General features: G+C 59.9%; 15 protein-coding genes. 8 read left to right on the top strand and 7 right to left on the bottom strand.

The genetic code is table 11. The features are described 5' to 3' along the window. Positions 1-3 precede the first annotated feature (3 nt). The gene (flgH, locus tag AQS8620_RS00720) at positions 4-729 is read left to right on the top strand and encodes a flagellar basal body L-ring protein FlgH (RefSeq protein WP_085834904.1); all 726 of its coding nucleotides are present in this window, start codon (positions 4-6) and stop codon (positions 727-729) included. A 12-nt stretch (positions 730-741) separates the two neighbouring features. Continuing rightward, a complete protein-coding gene (locus AQS8620_RS00715; RefSeq protein ID WP_085834903.1) occupies positions 742-1,245 on the top strand; it encodes a flagellar basal body-associated FliL family protein in 504 nt (167 codons plus the stop codon). Between the two features lie 43 nt (positions 1,246-1,288). Here the strand turns inward: AQS8620_RS00715 and AQS8620_RS00710 are convergent, their stop codons facing one another. The 3 genes from AQS8620_RS00710 to AQS8620_RS00700 all read right to left on the bottom strand — a co-directional run bounded on the left by AQS8620_RS00710 (position 1,289) and on the right by AQS8620_RS00700 (position 4,912). Then, on the bottom strand, positions 1,289-2,770 hold the full coding sequence (locus tag AQS8620_RS00710) for a heme biosynthesis protein HemY (RefSeq protein WP_085834902.1): 1,482 nt from the start codon (positions 2,768-2,770) through the stop codon (positions 1,289-1,291). A 12-nt stretch (positions 2,771-2,782) separates the two neighbouring features. Continuing rightward, on the bottom strand, positions 2,783-4,114 hold the full coding sequence (locus AQS8620_RS00705; RefSeq protein WP_143267368.1) for a COG4223 family protein: 1,332 nt from the start codon (positions 4,112-4,114) through the stop codon (positions 2,783-2,785). A gap of 72 nt (positions 4,115-4,186) precedes the next feature. After that, the gene (locus AQS8620_RS00700) at positions 4,187-4,912 is read right to left on the bottom strand and encodes a uroporphyrinogen-III synthase (RefSeq protein ID WP_159453176.1); all 726 of its coding nucleotides are present in this window, start codon (positions 4,910-4,912) and stop codon (positions 4,187-4,189) included. Between the two features lie 76 nt (positions 4,913-4,988). Between AQS8620_RS00700 and tsaD the strand changes: the two genes are divergently transcribed. Genes tsaD through AQS8620_RS00680 form a run of 4 tightly spaced genes read left to right on the top strand, consistent with a single transcriptional unit; the run spans position 4,989 to position 7,737 of the window. Continuing rightward, on the top strand, positions 4,989-6,083 hold the full coding sequence (gene tsaD, locus AQS8620_RS00695; RefSeq protein WP_085834900.1) for a tRNA (adenosine(37)-N6)-threonylcarbamoyltransferase complex transferase subunit TsaD: 1,095 nt from the start codon (positions 4,989-4,991) through the stop codon (positions 6,081-6,083). Next, positions 6,080-7,039, top strand: a complete 960-nt coding sequence (locus AQS8620_RS00690; RefSeq protein ID WP_085834899.1) for an NAD(P)H-dependent glycerol-3-phosphate dehydrogenase — start codon at positions 6,080-6,082, stop codon at positions 7,037-7,039. The genes tsaD and AQS8620_RS00690 overlap by 4 nt, the downstream gene beginning before the upstream one ends. A 3-nt stretch (positions 7,040-7,042) precedes the next feature. Beyond that, positions 7,043-7,315 (top strand): YciI family protein, encoded by a 273-nt coding sequence (locus AQS8620_RS00685; RefSeq protein ID WP_085834898.1) that lies wholly within the window; start codon positions 7,043-7,045, stop codon positions 7,313-7,315. Continuing rightward, entirely contained in the window at positions 7,315-7,737 is a 423-nt protein-coding gene (locus tag AQS8620_RS00680) for an EVE domain-containing protein (RefSeq protein WP_085834897.1), read from the top strand. The genes AQS8620_RS00685 and AQS8620_RS00680 overlap by 1 nt, the downstream gene beginning before the upstream one ends. Positions 7,738-8,070: 333 nt before the next feature. Here AQS8620_RS00680 and AQS8620_RS00675 read toward each other — a convergent pair whose 3' ends face one another. Continuing rightward, positions 8,071-8,412, bottom strand: a complete 342-nt coding sequence (locus AQS8620_RS00675) for a DUF2853 family protein (RefSeq protein WP_085835336.1) — start codon at positions 8,410-8,412, stop codon at positions 8,071-8,073. A 188-nt stretch (positions 8,413-8,600) separates the two neighbouring features. Next, positions 8,601-9,992: an adenosylhomocysteinase gene (ahcY, locus tag AQS8620_RS00670; RefSeq protein WP_085834896.1), complete on the bottom strand. Its 1,392-nt coding sequence runs from the start codon at positions 9,990-9,992 to the stop codon at positions 8,601-8,603. A 157-nt stretch (positions 9,993-10,149) separates the two neighbouring features. On the opposite strand from ahcY, the gene AQS8620_RS00665 reads away from it, so the two are divergent. Further along, entirely contained in the window at positions 10,150-10,752 is a 603-nt protein-coding gene (locus tag AQS8620_RS00665; protein ID WP_085834895.1) for an HD domain-containing protein, read from the top strand. On the opposite strand, the gene AQS8620_RS00660 is transcribed toward AQS8620_RS00665, so the two are convergent. Then, positions 10,749-11,303, bottom strand: coding sequence for an ActR/PrrA/RegA family redox response regulator transcription factor (locus AQS8620_RS00660; protein ID WP_085834894.1), 555 nt, complete (start codon positions 11,301-11,303; stop codon positions 10,749-10,751). The two genes, AQS8620_RS00665 and AQS8620_RS00660, sit on opposite strands and share 4 nt — an antisense overlap. Positions 11,304-11,386: 83 nt before the next feature. Continuing rightward, positions 11,387-12,019, bottom strand: a complete 633-nt coding sequence (locus AQS8620_RS00655; protein WP_085834893.1) for an SCO family protein — start codon at positions 12,017-12,019, stop codon at positions 11,387-11,389. Positions 12,020-12,146: 127 nt separating this feature from the next. Between AQS8620_RS00655 and regB the strand changes: the two genes are divergently transcribed. Then, positions 12,147-13,559 carry a sensor histidine kinase RegB gene (gene regB, locus AQS8620_RS00650; protein ID WP_085835335.1) on the top strand — a complete coding sequence of 471 codons (1,413 nt, stop codon included), beginning with the start codon at positions 12,147-12,149 and terminating at the stop codon, positions 13,557-13,559.

The raw sequence follows: 13,559 nt of genomic DNA, 5'->3' as shown, positions 1-13,559 counted from the left end.
CCCATGCGTTTCATGCTAGCTCTCACCCTCCCGCTCGCCCTCATGGCTTGCACGAAACTTGATACTGTCGGGCGGCTTCCGGCCATGACGCCGCTTCAGGAATCGGTCGAAACCCGCGCGATGACCTCGCCCGGATTGCCCGAGGACTTGCCGCGCCAAACACCGTTTTCGCCCGCCTCCCTGTGGACGGCCAATCGAACCTCCTTGCTCGGGGATCGGCGCGCGATCCAAAGGGGCGATATCCTGACCGTGGTTATCGAAATCGACGATAGTGCGCAGATGAACAATACCTCCGGTCGCTCCCGCAGCGGGACCGAAAGCATGGGCGTCACCGGCCTGTTCGGCCTGCCCGAAAGGATCAACGAGACCCTGCCCGATGGCGCAAGCATGGGAAGTGCCGTGGGCACAAATTCCGCAAGCAACTTTTCTGGGAACGGCTCGGTGTCGCGCAACGAGAAACTGCAACTCAAGGTCGCCGCAACCATCATCGGCGTGCTGCCAAACGGGGTTTTGCAAATTTCCGGTGCCCAGGAAGTTCGTGTGAACTTCGAGGTCCGCGAGCTGCTTGTCGAGGGCTACGTGCGGCCTGAAGACATCTCTCGGCAGAACGAAATCACCTATGACAAAATTGCATCGGCGCGGATTTCCTACGGGGGGCGCGGCCAGATCAGTCAGGTTCAGCAACCCCGCTATGGCCAGCAGATCGCTGATATTGTTCTCCCTTTCTAAGGAATTTGTACCATGCTGGGGAAGATTCTTCCTATTCTACTTGCGATTGTCGGTCTTGGCGCGGGAATCGGCGGCGGCATAGCCTTGCGCCCCGCCCCCCAACCGGTCGTGTTGAACCCCTGCGGGGATCTGGAGATGCACGACGTGCCCGCCGACACGCAGGCCCCCGAAGAAGACACCGAAGACCCCCAGTTCGAATACGTCAAGCTCAACAATCAGTTCGTGATTCCGGATGTGGACAACGGCAAAGTTGTCTCGATGGTGGTACTTTCCCTCAGCCTTGAAGTCACCGTCGGCTCGCGTGAGGCCATTTATGCGATGGAGCCCAAGCTGCGCGATGCTTTCCTTCAGGTGTTCTTCGACCACGCAAATCTTGGCGGCTTCAAAGGCGATTTCACCGAAAGCACCAATATGGACAAACTGCGAAAAACGCTGCTTGAGGTTGGTCAGAAGCTGGGCGGCAAAGCGGTGAACGACGTGCTGCTCACCGACATTGTGCGCCAAGACATGGGATAAAGCGGCCTTTGCTCATCGCCCCATCCTCCGCAAGCCCCCCCCTCTAGGGGGCGGGCTTGTCTTCTGGCTCGCTCACTTCGGCATCGGGAATATCGATGATTTCCGGCGCGACCGCGTCCTCTTGGGGAACCACACTCGGCGTCGCCACCCCTGCGCCAACGATCAGGGGCAACATCTCGGTTCCGGCAGGCATCGCCACTTCTCCCTGCGTCGGGCGGCGCCAGGAGAGCGTATCAAACCCACCGCAATTAGAGCACATCGGTCCCCATTGGGTATGAATGGTCTGGCAATTGTCGCAAATCCACTGCGGCCCGCGCGACGCCGTCAGCGCCCGCGCCAACCAGCCCCGCACGACGACATCATCCGCGCCTTCGCCACGTTCGATGGCCGCCATAAGTGTCAGAACCCGGGCCGTCGGGTCGGTTTCCGGCAGGTCGCTCAAGGCGCGGCGTGCTGGAGGAAACTCGCCGGCGGCAATGTTCAATTCAGCCAGCAGCATCTTGGTCTCGGAATGCTCGGGCCGCACTTTTGTCAGCGTTGCAAAGCGTTTGAGCCGCGCATGCGGTTCCTCACCGGGTTTGATTTCCGCAAAAGCGGCTGCAAGATCGGGATGCGGTTGCGCCGCCCATGCTTTTTTCAGTACGCGCGTCGCGTATTTCGGGTTGTCCTGCTTGATATAGCTGCGTGCGGCCATCACAGCCGCCGGGATCAGGTCAGGCGACATTTTGTTCGCATCAATCGCCGCTTCGCGCTGGGTGATCGAGCTGTCATCACTGATCAGTTCCGCCGCTTCGGACAGGGCCAGAACCGCATCGCGCCGCTTGTGCACATCCTTGGGCAGCTGACCGAATTTCGCCTTTGCAGCCAGAGTTTTACGCGCACCAGCCCAGTCGTGTTTCTCGGCCTGAAGTTTCAAAAGCACATCTTGGGTTTCGGCGTGTTTGGGCTTTAGCGCGAATGCTTTTTCCGCCAATTTCAACGCAGTGTCGGTATCGCCCGCATCAAGGCGCTGCTTCATGATCCCGCGCACCCCCACAAAGCGGGTCCGATCGTCTTGCAACAACCGTTTGTAGAACCCTTCGGCCTTGCTTTTATCGCCAGACATTTCCGCCGCCTGCGCTGCAACAACCGTGGTGATCTCGGGACGCCCTAAATAGCGTTCGGCTTTTTGCGCTTTGGCGAGGGCGGTTTTCCCCTCGCCCGAGGCCAAAGCCATCATCGCATCGGTGAGCGCCTGAAAACCGCGCCGTTCGCGATTGCGGTCGAAATAGCGCGACAGAGCCGTCTCATCCCCAAGGAGAAACCGCACGAAAGCCACAAGCAACCCGACAAGTTTTGCCACCACCCAAAGCGCCGCAATCAAAAGCACAAGGCCAATCACGGCCTCAAGCGGACCGAGGTTCAACTCGACATTGGGCAGCACAATGCGGATGCCCCCATCCATCTCCAGCAACGAACCGCCACCAAAAGCCAAAGCCGCGACGATCACGACAAAAAGGATAATCTTGATCAAGGACCACAACATGTCGATCGTTCCTTACTTGTTTTCAAGTGTGGCAAGCGCGGCCACAGCGTCACTGCGTTTTTGAGCCATCGCGACCCAATCGGCCATCGCGGCCTGCCCTGCTTGGGGCAACGCAGAAATTTCGGAAATGGCACCGTCGAGATCGGCAGACTTCAATTTCGCCTCGGCGCGCGACAAAATCGCATCGGGATCGCTGCCCTCTTTGGGTGTCAGCGACCGAACACCCAGTTGGGTTTTAAAGAAAGCGCCAATCCGGTCCTGCGCAGCATCGCTCGTGGTCGCGCGGATCGAGACCTCAAGCGCGGTACGCGCCGCATCCGGAAAGGCCGTTTCCAGATCGGACAGCGTCGGCACGCCGCTCTCGGCCTCTGCGACAAGCACGTCCGGTACGGTGATCGTCAGCTCGGGCAGGAGCTGTGCGAAGGGCGCGCCCGACAGGACCGCATCGCGCAAGACCGCGCCATCGCTGGCCTGCGCAGCGGCAAGTTTCTCGGATTCGAGCTTTTGCATTTCGCTGGCGAGCGTTTCTTTCATCTGCGCCAGTTGCGCGGCGTATTCTTCGCTCAGATCCGATGTCGCGGCGGTGGCGGTCGGGGCCGCTTCGAGCGCGGTGATCCGCGCATCGAACCCGTCGATCTTGTCGGACAAAGCACTGATTTGCGCGTCAAACTGTGCTGTATCAAAGGGCACAGCCGCAACCACGGGCGTGGCACTCAACGCGCTGATCGTCTCTTGTAGCTCGGCGATGGTTGCGTTTTGCGCCTGCAAACTTGTCTGGACATCCGACAAGCCGTTGCTGAACGCCTCCGTCTCCGGGCTGCTTTGCGGCGCGGGCGCAGTGCTGGACCTGAGGAAGGACAAGCTACCCTCGGGCAACATCACCGCCGCTGCGAACCCCAAACATGCCGCGACGAGGCCGCCGACAAACAGCGGTGCAAAGCCGGAGGAGCGCTTGGGAACTTCCGTTGCCATTGGCGCAGGCGCAGCGGTGACCGGCTCTTCGACAGCGTCGTTCTCCAAAGGCGCCTCATCGGCATTTTGCGCATCACCCGCAAGCGGATCTTGGGAAGTTTCAACGATCACAACGGGATCGTCCCCTGTGTCATCCGCGGTCAATGGCGCTGTTTCAAGTTCGACAGTCACCTCCGCGGCGCCGGCGTCCTCACCGCTCTCAACCGCGTCCTCCGGAGTCTGGGGGGCGTCGTCGGGCTCGGACAAAATCACCGCATCCCCCTCCACGCCAGGCACTTTCTCATGCGGCGCGCTTAGGGTTTCCTCCACCTCCGGCTGTTCGGGTGGAACACTCGACGCAGGCAAATCAGACGATTTTTTGGAACGTGCCACGGAAGAAACCCCTCGAATATCTTCAATAAAATGAACAGGACGCAGCCTTGGCGGCGTCGCTTTGAATAAACCTTAGTGTGCTAACCCACCGCCCTCAAGCAATGTTCCCACCGCAGGCGACATCAGCGTCGCGATCAGGCTGTCTTGCGTCGGCGCACCCGCAACAAATCGCGCAATCGGCGCAGGCCCCCGCCAAGCGGCATCGACCGATTGCGACAAGGAAACAAGGGCAATCGGCACACCATCGGGCATTCTTGCGCTCACAAGTTGAGCGGATCGTGCCGAAAAGAGGGGCAGGACCAAAGGATGAGCGGCCTTGATGCGTTGCGTGACCTCCTTCGGCCAGTCCAGCGCGATCTGTCGATAACACATCACGTCATGCGTCTCTATTGCGGCACTATTGAGCTGCTCTGCGATGTCGACGGCGCGGTGTTCGCCGTGCAGATACAGACAGGGACCGCGCTGATGGGTGCGCAAATATGTCACCAGCGCCTGCGCCGTTCCCCCGCAATCGACCGCCCGCAACCCCGCCGCGCGGGCGGCCTGCGCCGTGCGCGCCCCCACGCACCACGCCGTGCCCTCGGGGGCCAAACGGGCAGCTGCGAACACCGCATGGGCAGAGGTTAAAATGACATCGAATTGGCCCATCGGTGCATTTTGCGGCAAAACCGGAACGATTTTCATCACCGGCGCTTCCAGGACCTCGAAATTCTGCGACACCGCACGCAAAGCCCGACCAAACCGCTGCGCTTGCGGGGCGGGGCGGGTCACCAGAACAAGGGGGCGGGAATCGGTCACGCGGGGGGCCTCGGGATTGTGCGATGCATTGCACGGTGATACCTGCCTAGAGCACGTGAGACAATTCGGCAGACCCATGACTTTGACACGCACCCTTCTTGGCATCGAAAGCAGCTGCGACGACACGGCGGCAGCGGTCGTCCGCCTGAAAGATGGCAAAGGCCGCGTGCTGTCCTCTATCGTCGCAAGCCAGACCGAACTGCATGCGGCGTTTGGCGGCGTCGTGCCGGAAATCGCGGCGCGGGCGCATACCGAAAAACTCGACACATCCATCCAGTCGGCGCTGGACGCGGCGCAACTCGGGTTTGGCGATCTGGACGCCATCGCCGTTACCGCAGGGCCGGGGCTGATCGGGGGGGTCGTGGCGGGTGTGATGTGCGCCAAAGGCCTCTCTGCGGCGACCGGCTTGCCCTTGATCGGCGTGAACCACCTTGCCGGTCATGCGCTGACGCCGCGCCTGACCGATGGCCTCGCCTTTCCCTATCTGATGCTGTTGGTCTCGGGCGGGCATTGCCAGTTTCTCATCGCCCATAGTGCCACGCGGTTCGAGCGGCTCGGCGGCACCATCGACGATGCGCCCGGCGAGGCCTTTGACAAAACAGCCAAGCTGCTGGGACTGCCACAGCCCGGCGGTCCGGCGGTCGAGGACGCCGCCACCCGCGGCGATCCCGAGCGGTTCCGCTTTCCGCGCCCGCTTCTTGATCGCGCGGGGTGCGATATGTCCTTTTCCGGCCTGAAAACCGCGCTTTTGAGGGCGCGTGACGCACGGATTTCCGACTGTGGCGGGCTGACGGTAACGGATCGTGACGACCTGTGCGCAGGGTTTCAACGCGCCGTGCGGGATGTCTTGATCGAAAAATCCCGCCGCGCACTCCAGCAGTACCTAGAGATGTCTCCGGCGGCACCAACATTGGCCGTTGCCGGAGGAGTTGCCGCAAATACCGCCATTCGCACTGGATTAGAGACGCTTTGCGACAGTTTGGGTGTCGCATTCACCGCGCCCCCGTTGCGACTTTGTACGGATAATGCAGCCATGATCGCTTGGGCTGGGATCGAATTGTTAACCGCGCAAGCCGTCGACCCGGCGACGCTGACCGCCCGCCCGCGCTGGCCGCTGGACGATCGCGCGCCCGTGTTGATCGGCTCTGGTAAAAAAGGTGCAAAAGCATGAACAGCATTGCCGTTCTGGGCGCCGGTGCGTTTGGCACTGCCCTTGCCATTTCCCTTGCAAAGACCGGCAAGCCCGTCACGCTTTGGGCCCGCACGGGCGGCGCGCAGATGCAAGCCGAACGCGAAAACACGCGCCGCCTTGCGGGCGTTCGGCTCCCCGACACCCTCATGATTTCCGATGGTTTAGAGACGATTTCAGCGCAAACTTGGCTTTTGGCCGTGCCGATGCAGCAACTCGGGCAATTTTGCCACCAGAACGTCGATCTGCTGCGCGGGCGCGACCTTGTGGCCTGCTGCAAGGGCATTGATCTGGCCACGCAGCTTGGTCCGGTTGCGCTTATGCGTCGCATTATCCCTGACGCGACCCATGCCGTGCTGTCCGGCCCCAGTTTTGCGGTCGATATTGCCGCAAATCTTCCCACGGCGCTGACCCTGGCAAGCCCTGAACCAAAGGATGCGCAACGCCTGCGCGACTTGCTGTCGACCCAGAATATCAGGCTCTATTCCAGCGTGGATTGCACCGGAGTCGAGCTGGGCGGTGCCCTGAAAAACGTCATCGCCATTGCCGCAGGCCTTGCGATCGGTGCCGGACTTGGCGATAGCGCGCGCGCGGCGCTTATGACACGGGGCTTTGCCGAGGTGACACGCCTGGCGCAGCATCTGGGCGCTGATCCTGCAACGCTGGCGGGTCTGTCGGGTTTTGGCGATCTGGTGCTGACCTGCACCTCGCAAAAATCGCGTAACTTCACACTTGGCCTTGCCTTGGGCGCGGGCGAAAAAATGCCGGACCACATCACCGTCGAAGGGGTTGCCACGGCAAAAGCAGTCTCTAACATGGCCCAATCGGCCCAAATTGACCTACCAATCGTCCATATGATTGCAGCAATCCTTGATCGCAAAGCGACCGTCGCCCAAGCGATGGATGCGCTTTTGTCTCGCCCCCTGAAACCGGAGTAATCTATGACCTACGCCCTCATTTGCCGCGATAAAGCCGGCGCGCTGGAGATCCGCAAAGCCAACCGAGAGGCCCATCTCGACTACATCGCGCAAACGGGCGTGGTACGGATCGCCGGTCCCTTTCTGGATGACGATGGCCAGATGAGCGGTTCGCTCGTCGTGCTGGATGTCCAAACCAAAGAGCAGGCAGAAACATGGGCGCAAAATGATCCCTATGCCAAGGCAGGCCTCTTTGACTCAGTCTCTATTCAAGCGTGGAAGCAGGTGATCGGCTGATGGCATACTGGCTTTTCAAATCCGAAGCAGAGGTCTGGTCTTGGGATCAGCAAGTCGCAAAAGCCGAAGAGGGCGAGGAATGGAATGGCGTGCGCAACTATCAGGCACGCAACAACATGCGCGCGATGAAGATTGGAGATCGCGGCTTTTTCTACCACTCGCGGGCGGAAAAAGAGGTGGTCGGGATTGTCGAAGTCTGCGCCGAGGCCCACCCCGATAGCACCACCGATGATCTACGTTGGGAATGCGTCGACATCAAAGCCGTCCGCCCCTTCGCAACCCCCGTGACCTTGGCAATGTGCAAGCAAGACCCGCGGCTGTCGGACATGGTTTTGGTCAATAACTCGCGCCTGTCGGTGCAGCCCGTGACCGAGGCTGAATGGGCAGTTCTCTGCGAGCTTGGAAACACCGACCCAACCTGAGGTCGCGCTTTGGTCGCGGGTCTTCGATGTCTGGATAATCGTTGATGTTTGGAAAAAATGGAGGGTCTCGACCCCCCGAGACCCTCCTCCACCCCACGTGCACCTAAGCACCACACGTGTTCTTGAATTTCAGGTCCGGCCCATCCTGGTCCGTTTCACTACCCTACGCAAAATGCGGCGGCGAGGCAAACGGCAAGTATGGCGCATTTCAATCAACCTGCCCGTCATTTTGGCAAGTTGGCGTTAACCTGCGCTGAGCAGGACGAACGCAGCGTTTGAAAAGGGAAAACCGGCAAGGTAAGTGCCGGTTTTCTCGTCCACTCGTCAGCAGTTCTAAGCGTAGACAGCTTCTTTGCCGAAGTGTTTCACCAGCATGTAATAGACCACCGCACGGTACTTGCTGCGCTCGGACCGCCCGTAGGTATCGATTACGGAATTGATCGCATCCATCAGGTTCGGGCCATCGGCAAGACCCAGCTTTTTCATCAAGAAATTCACTTTGACCGTCTCAAGCTCGGCGGAATCTCTTCCCGCAACGGTCGAGGCATCTGCGTTGTAGATCGACGGGCCGCACCCGATTGTCACCTTCGTGAGCAGCGCCATATCCGGCTCCATACCGCATTTCGCTTTCAGGTCGTCGGCATATTTCGCGATCAGATCGTCACGCTTTCCCATAATCTCTCCCACCATTTTATTGGGGCGCATTGGCCAGTTTTGAACCACCCTGTGCAGTTCGGGCAAAGCCTAAAACGCAAAGGGGCTGAAACAAAGAATTTTCTGCAAATTCTTCGCACCCCTGAACCTGCCGCATGAAAACGCCGCCCCGATCGGGACGGCGTAAATTGTTTCACATGGAACACGGATCAATAGCGGTAATGTTCCGGTTTAAACGGCCCCTCGACGGTGACGCCGATGTAATCCGCCTGCTCTTTGCTCAGCTGGGACAGCTTCACGCCGATCCGTGCGAGGTGAAGGCGGGCAACTTTTTCGTCCAGATGTTTGGGCAGGATATACACGCCGGGCGCGTAGTCCTTGTGGTTTGCCCAAAGTTCGATCTGCGCAAGCACCTGGTTGGTAAAGGACGCCGACATCACGAAAGAAGGGTGGCCGGTGGCATTGCCAAGGTTCAACAAACGCCCCTCAGACAGCAAAATGATCCGCGCGCCTGACGGCATCTCGATCATATCCACCTGATCCTTGATGTTGGTCCACTTGTGGTTTTTCAGCGCCGCGACCTGAATTTCATTGTCGAAGTGGCCGATATTGCCGACAATCGCCATGTCTTTCATCGCGCGCATATGTTCGATGCGGATCACGTCCTTGTTGCCCGTGGTCGTGACGAAAATATCCGCCGTGCTGGCGACATCTTCAAGCACGACGACTTCATAGCCGTCCATCGCGGCCTGCAAGGCGCAGATCGGATCGACTTCGGTCACTTTCACCCGCGCGCCCGCGCCGCTCAGCGAGGCCGCACAGCCTTTGCCCACATCGCCGTAACCGCAGACAACCGCGACTTTGCCGGCCATCATCGTGTCCGTCGCACGGCGGATACCGTCCACAAGGCTCTCTTTACAGCCATATTTGTTGTCAAATTTCGACTTGGTGACCGAGTCATTCACGTTGATCGCAGGGAAAGGCAGCTGGCCTTTCTTGTGCAGATCGTAAAGGCGGTGGACGCCAGTGGTGGTTTCTTCGGAGACGCCCAGAATGGCCTCGCGGGTTTTGGTGAACCAACCGGGGCTTTGGGCCAGACGCTTTTTGATCTGGTCGAACACGGCGACTTCTTCCTCGGAGGTCGGCACGTCAAGCAGGCCCGTTTCGCCCGCCTCGACCCGTGCGCCCAACAAGATGTACAACGTGGCGTCGCCGCCATCGTCGAGGATCATGTTTGCGCCCTCGGGGAATTGGAACGAGCGGTCGAGATAGTCCCAATGCTCAACGAGGGATTGACCCTTGATCGCGAAAACCGGCGTCCCGCCTGCGGCAATCGCGGCGGCCGCGTGGTCTTGGGTCGAGAAAATGTTGCACGAGGCCCAGCGCACATCGGCGCCCAGCGCCACCAGCGTTTCGATCAGCACGGCTGTCTGGATCGTCATGTGCAAGGAGCCGACGATCCGCGCCCCGGCGAGCGGCTTTTTCGCGCCGAATTCTTCGCGCAGCGCCATCAGGCCGGGCATTTCCGTTTCGGCAATGTCCAATTCCTTGCGGCCGTAGTCAGCCAGCGCGATATCCTTGATGATGTAGTCTTGGGCCATGAAGTGCTCCGATAAATCCAACGCTGCGTCCGAGCGCATTACCTGCATGAGGTAACACCTTGGTTGCGCGCATTCAACGCGCTGCACCTTAAGAGCCGATGAACGGGGACTGGAATTTATCCGCCGCGAAAGCTAAACCTCGCAAAAAGGAGCAGATATGGCACGCACAGCTCACCCGCCGCGCGCTTGGCAGAGGATGCTGTCAGGACGCCGGCTTGATTTGCTCGATCCGACGCCGATGGATATCGAAATCGAAGACATCGCGCATGGTTTGGCCTTTGTGGCGCGCTGGAACGGTCAGACGCGCGGGGATTTCGCCTACTCGGTGGCCGAGCATTCCGTCCTGGTCGAAGAAATCTATCGCCGTCTCTATCCCAACGAGCCTGTCAAATGGCTGCTGGCCGCGCTGCTGCACGATGCGCCGGAATATGTCATCGGGGATATGATTTCGCCCGTCAAAGCCGCCATCGGCCCCGACTACGGCACGCTGGATGACCGTCTCACGGCGGCAATTCACCTGCGCTTTGGCTTGCCAGCCAAGCTTCCGCTTGATGTCAAAAAGCGGATCAAAGCCGCAGATCGTGTGTCTGCCTGGCTGGAAGCCACTCAAATTGCAGGGTTTTCAACGCAAGAAAGCGACAAGATTTTTGGCAAACCGAGTGCCTCGGTGGTCCATGGTTTGTCCATTGTGCTGCGCGCGCCCAAGGAAAGCCGCAAAGCGTTTACCGAGCGGCACAACACGCTGATCGCCCAGCTTTAGCGCGGCGAGCGTTTCGCAAGAATGCGCTGCAATGTCCGGCGGTGCATGTTCAACCTGCGCGCCGTTTCGGACACATTGCGGTCGCACAGCTCGAAAACGCGCTGGATATGTTCCCAGCGCACGCGATCCGCTGACATCGGGTTTTCGGGCGGCTCGGGCAGCGCATCGCCTGTGGCCAGCAGCGCGTTGGTGATGTCATTGGCGTCTGCGGGTTTGGACAGGTAGTCCGTTGCACCGATTTTCACCGCTGCCACCGCTGTCGCAATCGCGCCGTATCCCGTCAGCACCACGATGCGCGCATCGGGCCGCTTGTCGCGGATGACTTCGACCACATCCAAACCGTTGCCATCCCCAAGCCGCAGGTCAACCACCGCATAGGCCGGCGGGCGCGCCATGCCGATGGCTTTCCCGGCAACGACCGTTTCCGCCGTCTCCACATCAAAGCCGCGTTTTTCCATTGCCCGGGCCAGACGTTTGAGAAACGGCTCGTCATCGTCGACCAACAAAAGCGAGCGATCTTCACCAAGATCGAGGAGTTCACCTTCGGACATCGCTTTTCCTTCCTGAGTTACCTGTATTTCAAGGTACGCATGGGCCGACAGATCGGACCAATTTCACCTAAATATCGTGCGGCTTAGGTCGCACTGTCAATAAAGCAGCCCACACGCTCGGCCATTTGTTCGGGAGTGTCGTCGCGTTTGAAAAAGTCGACAAAGCCGGTTTCGGGCATGACAAAATAGGTGAAAGTGGAATGATCGACGAGGTAAAATTCGTCATCGGGCGTTTCTTTGTTCAACTTGTAGTAGGTCTTATAGGCCTGCGACGCCGCTTTGACCTGGGCTTCGCTGCCCGTGAGACCAATCATATCGGGGTGGAACAATTCGGTGAATTGCGCGACCACTTCGGGCGTGTCGCGCGCGGGATCCACGGTGATAAACGCAGCCTGCGCGTCATAGCCCTGCTCTTGCAGCAGATACAGCGCCTCGGCGTTGCGCAGACTGTCCATCGGGCAGACATCGGGGCAGAACGTATAGCCGAAATAAAGGATCGTCGGCTTGGTGAAAACATCCGCGTCCGTCACGCTCACCCCTGCTTCATTCACAAGTTCGAACGGCCCGCCGATGGTCGATGTGCCCCCCGCGACATTCGTGCCCGCGCATTGGGTTTCGGATTTGGGGCCAAACGCGGCCCAAGCCGTCAACCCGACCACAGCGGCCAGAACGCAGGTCGACAGGATGGCAATGGTTCGGGTCGTAGAGCGGTTCATGGTCGGCTTCCTTTTGCGTGGTCGTCAAAGTCGATCGGACAGTGGGGGCATTGATCGACTGCGCGGGGCAGACTAACAAGGGTCTAATTGACGCACCGTGATCAAAACCGCGTTCAAAAGGATGTCAATGACCGACACAGCCCCCCCCGGTCCCAAGCGCGACAATGCGCCCCTGAGCGAAGAACGCCGCGCCGATTGGGTCCGCTTGCGCACGCTTGTCGTGTTGCGCTGGATTGCCATTTTGGGGCAGGTCACCGCCATCGTCGTTGCCAGCCTGCTCTTTGACATCCGGCTCGACATCGGCGCCTGCGCCTTGGTGATCGGCGCCTCTGTTCTGGTCAATCTCGTGGCCGGTCTGGTGTTTCCCGAAACCACCCGCCTGCCCGAACGCGCCGCGACGCTGATGCTGCTGTTTGACCTCGCCCAGCTCTGTGCGATGCTCTATCTGACCGGCGGGCTGCACAACCCGTTTGCGCTGTTGATCCTGGCGCCGGTGACGATTTCCGCCACCGCGCTCCGACCGCAATCCACGGCGCTGATCGGCGGCATCGCGATCCTTTTTGTCACGCTTCTGGCCGCCTATTACATCCCCTTGCACAGCCTTGCGGGCCTGCCGATCACCATGCCACGCCTGTTTGTATTTGGCGCCTGGATCGCAATTGTCATCGGCATTGCCTTTTTGGGGGTGTTTGCCTGGCGTGTCGCCTCAGAAATCCACTCGATGTCGGAGGCCTTGCTGGCCACGCAGATGGCCCTGTCGCGCGAACAGAAACTGACTGATCTGGGCGGAGTCGTTGCCGCCGCCGCGCATGAACTTGGCACGCCTCTGGCCACGATCAAACTGGTGTCGAGCGAATTGATCGACGATCTGAGCGGCGAACAGCAAGAGGATGCGCGCCTGATCAACGAACAGGCCGACCGCTGCCGCGATATTTTGCGTTCGATGGGGCGTGCGGGAAAAGACGACCTGCACATGCGCACGGCGCCGCTGGACGCCGTGATCCACGAGGCCGCAGAACCCCACGCCCAGCGCGGCAAAACCCTGCTCATCGACACCCGTCCGGCCCTCGACACCACCCTGCGCCAGCCCGAAGTCTTCCGGCGCCCCGAAATTATCCACGGTCTGCGCAACCTCGTTCAGAATGCTGTGGATTTCGCCAGCCAGAAAGTGTGGGTCGAGGCCGAATGGTCGGACACCCATGTCAGTATCCGCATCCGCGACGATGGTCCGGGATACCCCCAGCAGCTCATCGGGCGCATCGGTGATCCGTTTCTGAAACGCCGCGCCGCGCCCGAAGACAGCCCCCTGCGCCCCGATTACGAAGGCATGGGCCTTGGGCTGTTCATTGCCAAAACCCTGCTGGAGCGCACCGGCGCGGACATCGAATTTGCCAATGTCCTTGCAAAAACCGACGCTTTGAGGCGCAGCGCCGGCCCCAGTGGCGCGATTGTCAAAGTGACGTGGCCCCATGCGGCAATTTGCGCGCCTTCAACCGGTCAAAGCGGCCCCTTGGGCGAAAATATCCCCTTTAATCCATGA

This window comes from Aquimixticola soesokkakensis, from assembly GCF_900172375.1.
GTDB classification, from domain to species: domain Bacteria; phylum Pseudomonadota; class Alphaproteobacteria; order Rhodobacterales; family Rhodobacteraceae; genus Aquimixticola; species Aquimixticola soesokkakensis.
The sequence above is the reverse complement of the archived record's forward strand: the minus strand, read 5'-3'. Positions and strand labels throughout refer to the sequence as shown.

Bases quoted from the DNA above. Each gene is read 5' to 3' on its own strand.
- regB (WP_085835335.1), top strand. From the start codon at position 12,147: ATGACCGACACAGCCCCCCCCGGTCCCAAGCGCGACAATGCGCCCCTG.
- AQS8620_RS00715 (WP_085834903.1), top strand. From the start codon at position 742: ATGCTGGGGAAGATTCTTCCTATTCTACTTGCGATTGTCGGTCTTGGC.
- ahcY (WP_085834896.1), bottom strand. From the start codon at position 9,992: ATGGCCCAAGACTACATCATCAAGGATATCGCGCTGGCTGACTACGGC.
- tsaD (WP_085834900.1), top strand. From the start codon at position 4,989: ATGACTTTGACACGCACCCTTCTTGGCATCGAAAGCAGCTGCGACGAC.
- AQS8620_RS00665 (WP_085834895.1), top strand. From the start codon at position 10,150: ATGGCACGCACAGCTCACCCGCCGCGCGCTTGGCAGAGGATGCTGTCA.
- flgH (WP_085834904.1), top strand. From the start codon at position 4: ATGCGTTTCATGCTAGCTCTCACCCTCCCGCTCGCCCTCATGGCTTGC.
- AQS8620_RS00690 (WP_085834899.1), top strand. From the start codon at position 6,080: ATGAACAGCATTGCCGTTCTGGGCGCCGGTGCGTTTGGCACTGCCCTT.
- AQS8620_RS00655 (WP_085834893.1), bottom strand. From the start codon at position 12,019: ATGAACCGCTCTACGACCCGAACCATTGCCATCCTGTCGACCTGCGTT.
- AQS8620_RS00675 (WP_085835336.1), bottom strand. From the start codon at position 8,412: ATGGGAAAGCGTGACGATCTGATCGCGAAATATGCCGACGACCTGAAA.
- AQS8620_RS00680 (WP_085834897.1), top strand. From the start codon at position 7,315: ATGGCATACTGGCTTTTCAAATCCGAAGCAGAGGTCTGGTCTTGGGAT.
- AQS8620_RS00710 (WP_085834902.1), bottom strand. From the start codon at position 2,770: ATGTTGTGGTCCTTGATCAAGATTATCCTTTTTGTCGTGATCGTCGCG.
- AQS8620_RS00660 (WP_085834894.1), bottom strand. From the start codon at position 11,303: ATGTCCGAAGGTGAACTCCTCGATCTTGGTGAAGATCGCTCGCTTTTG.
- AQS8620_RS00685 (WP_085834898.1), top strand. From the start codon at position 7,043: ATGACCTACGCCCTCATTTGCCGCGATAAAGCCGGCGCGCTGGAGATC.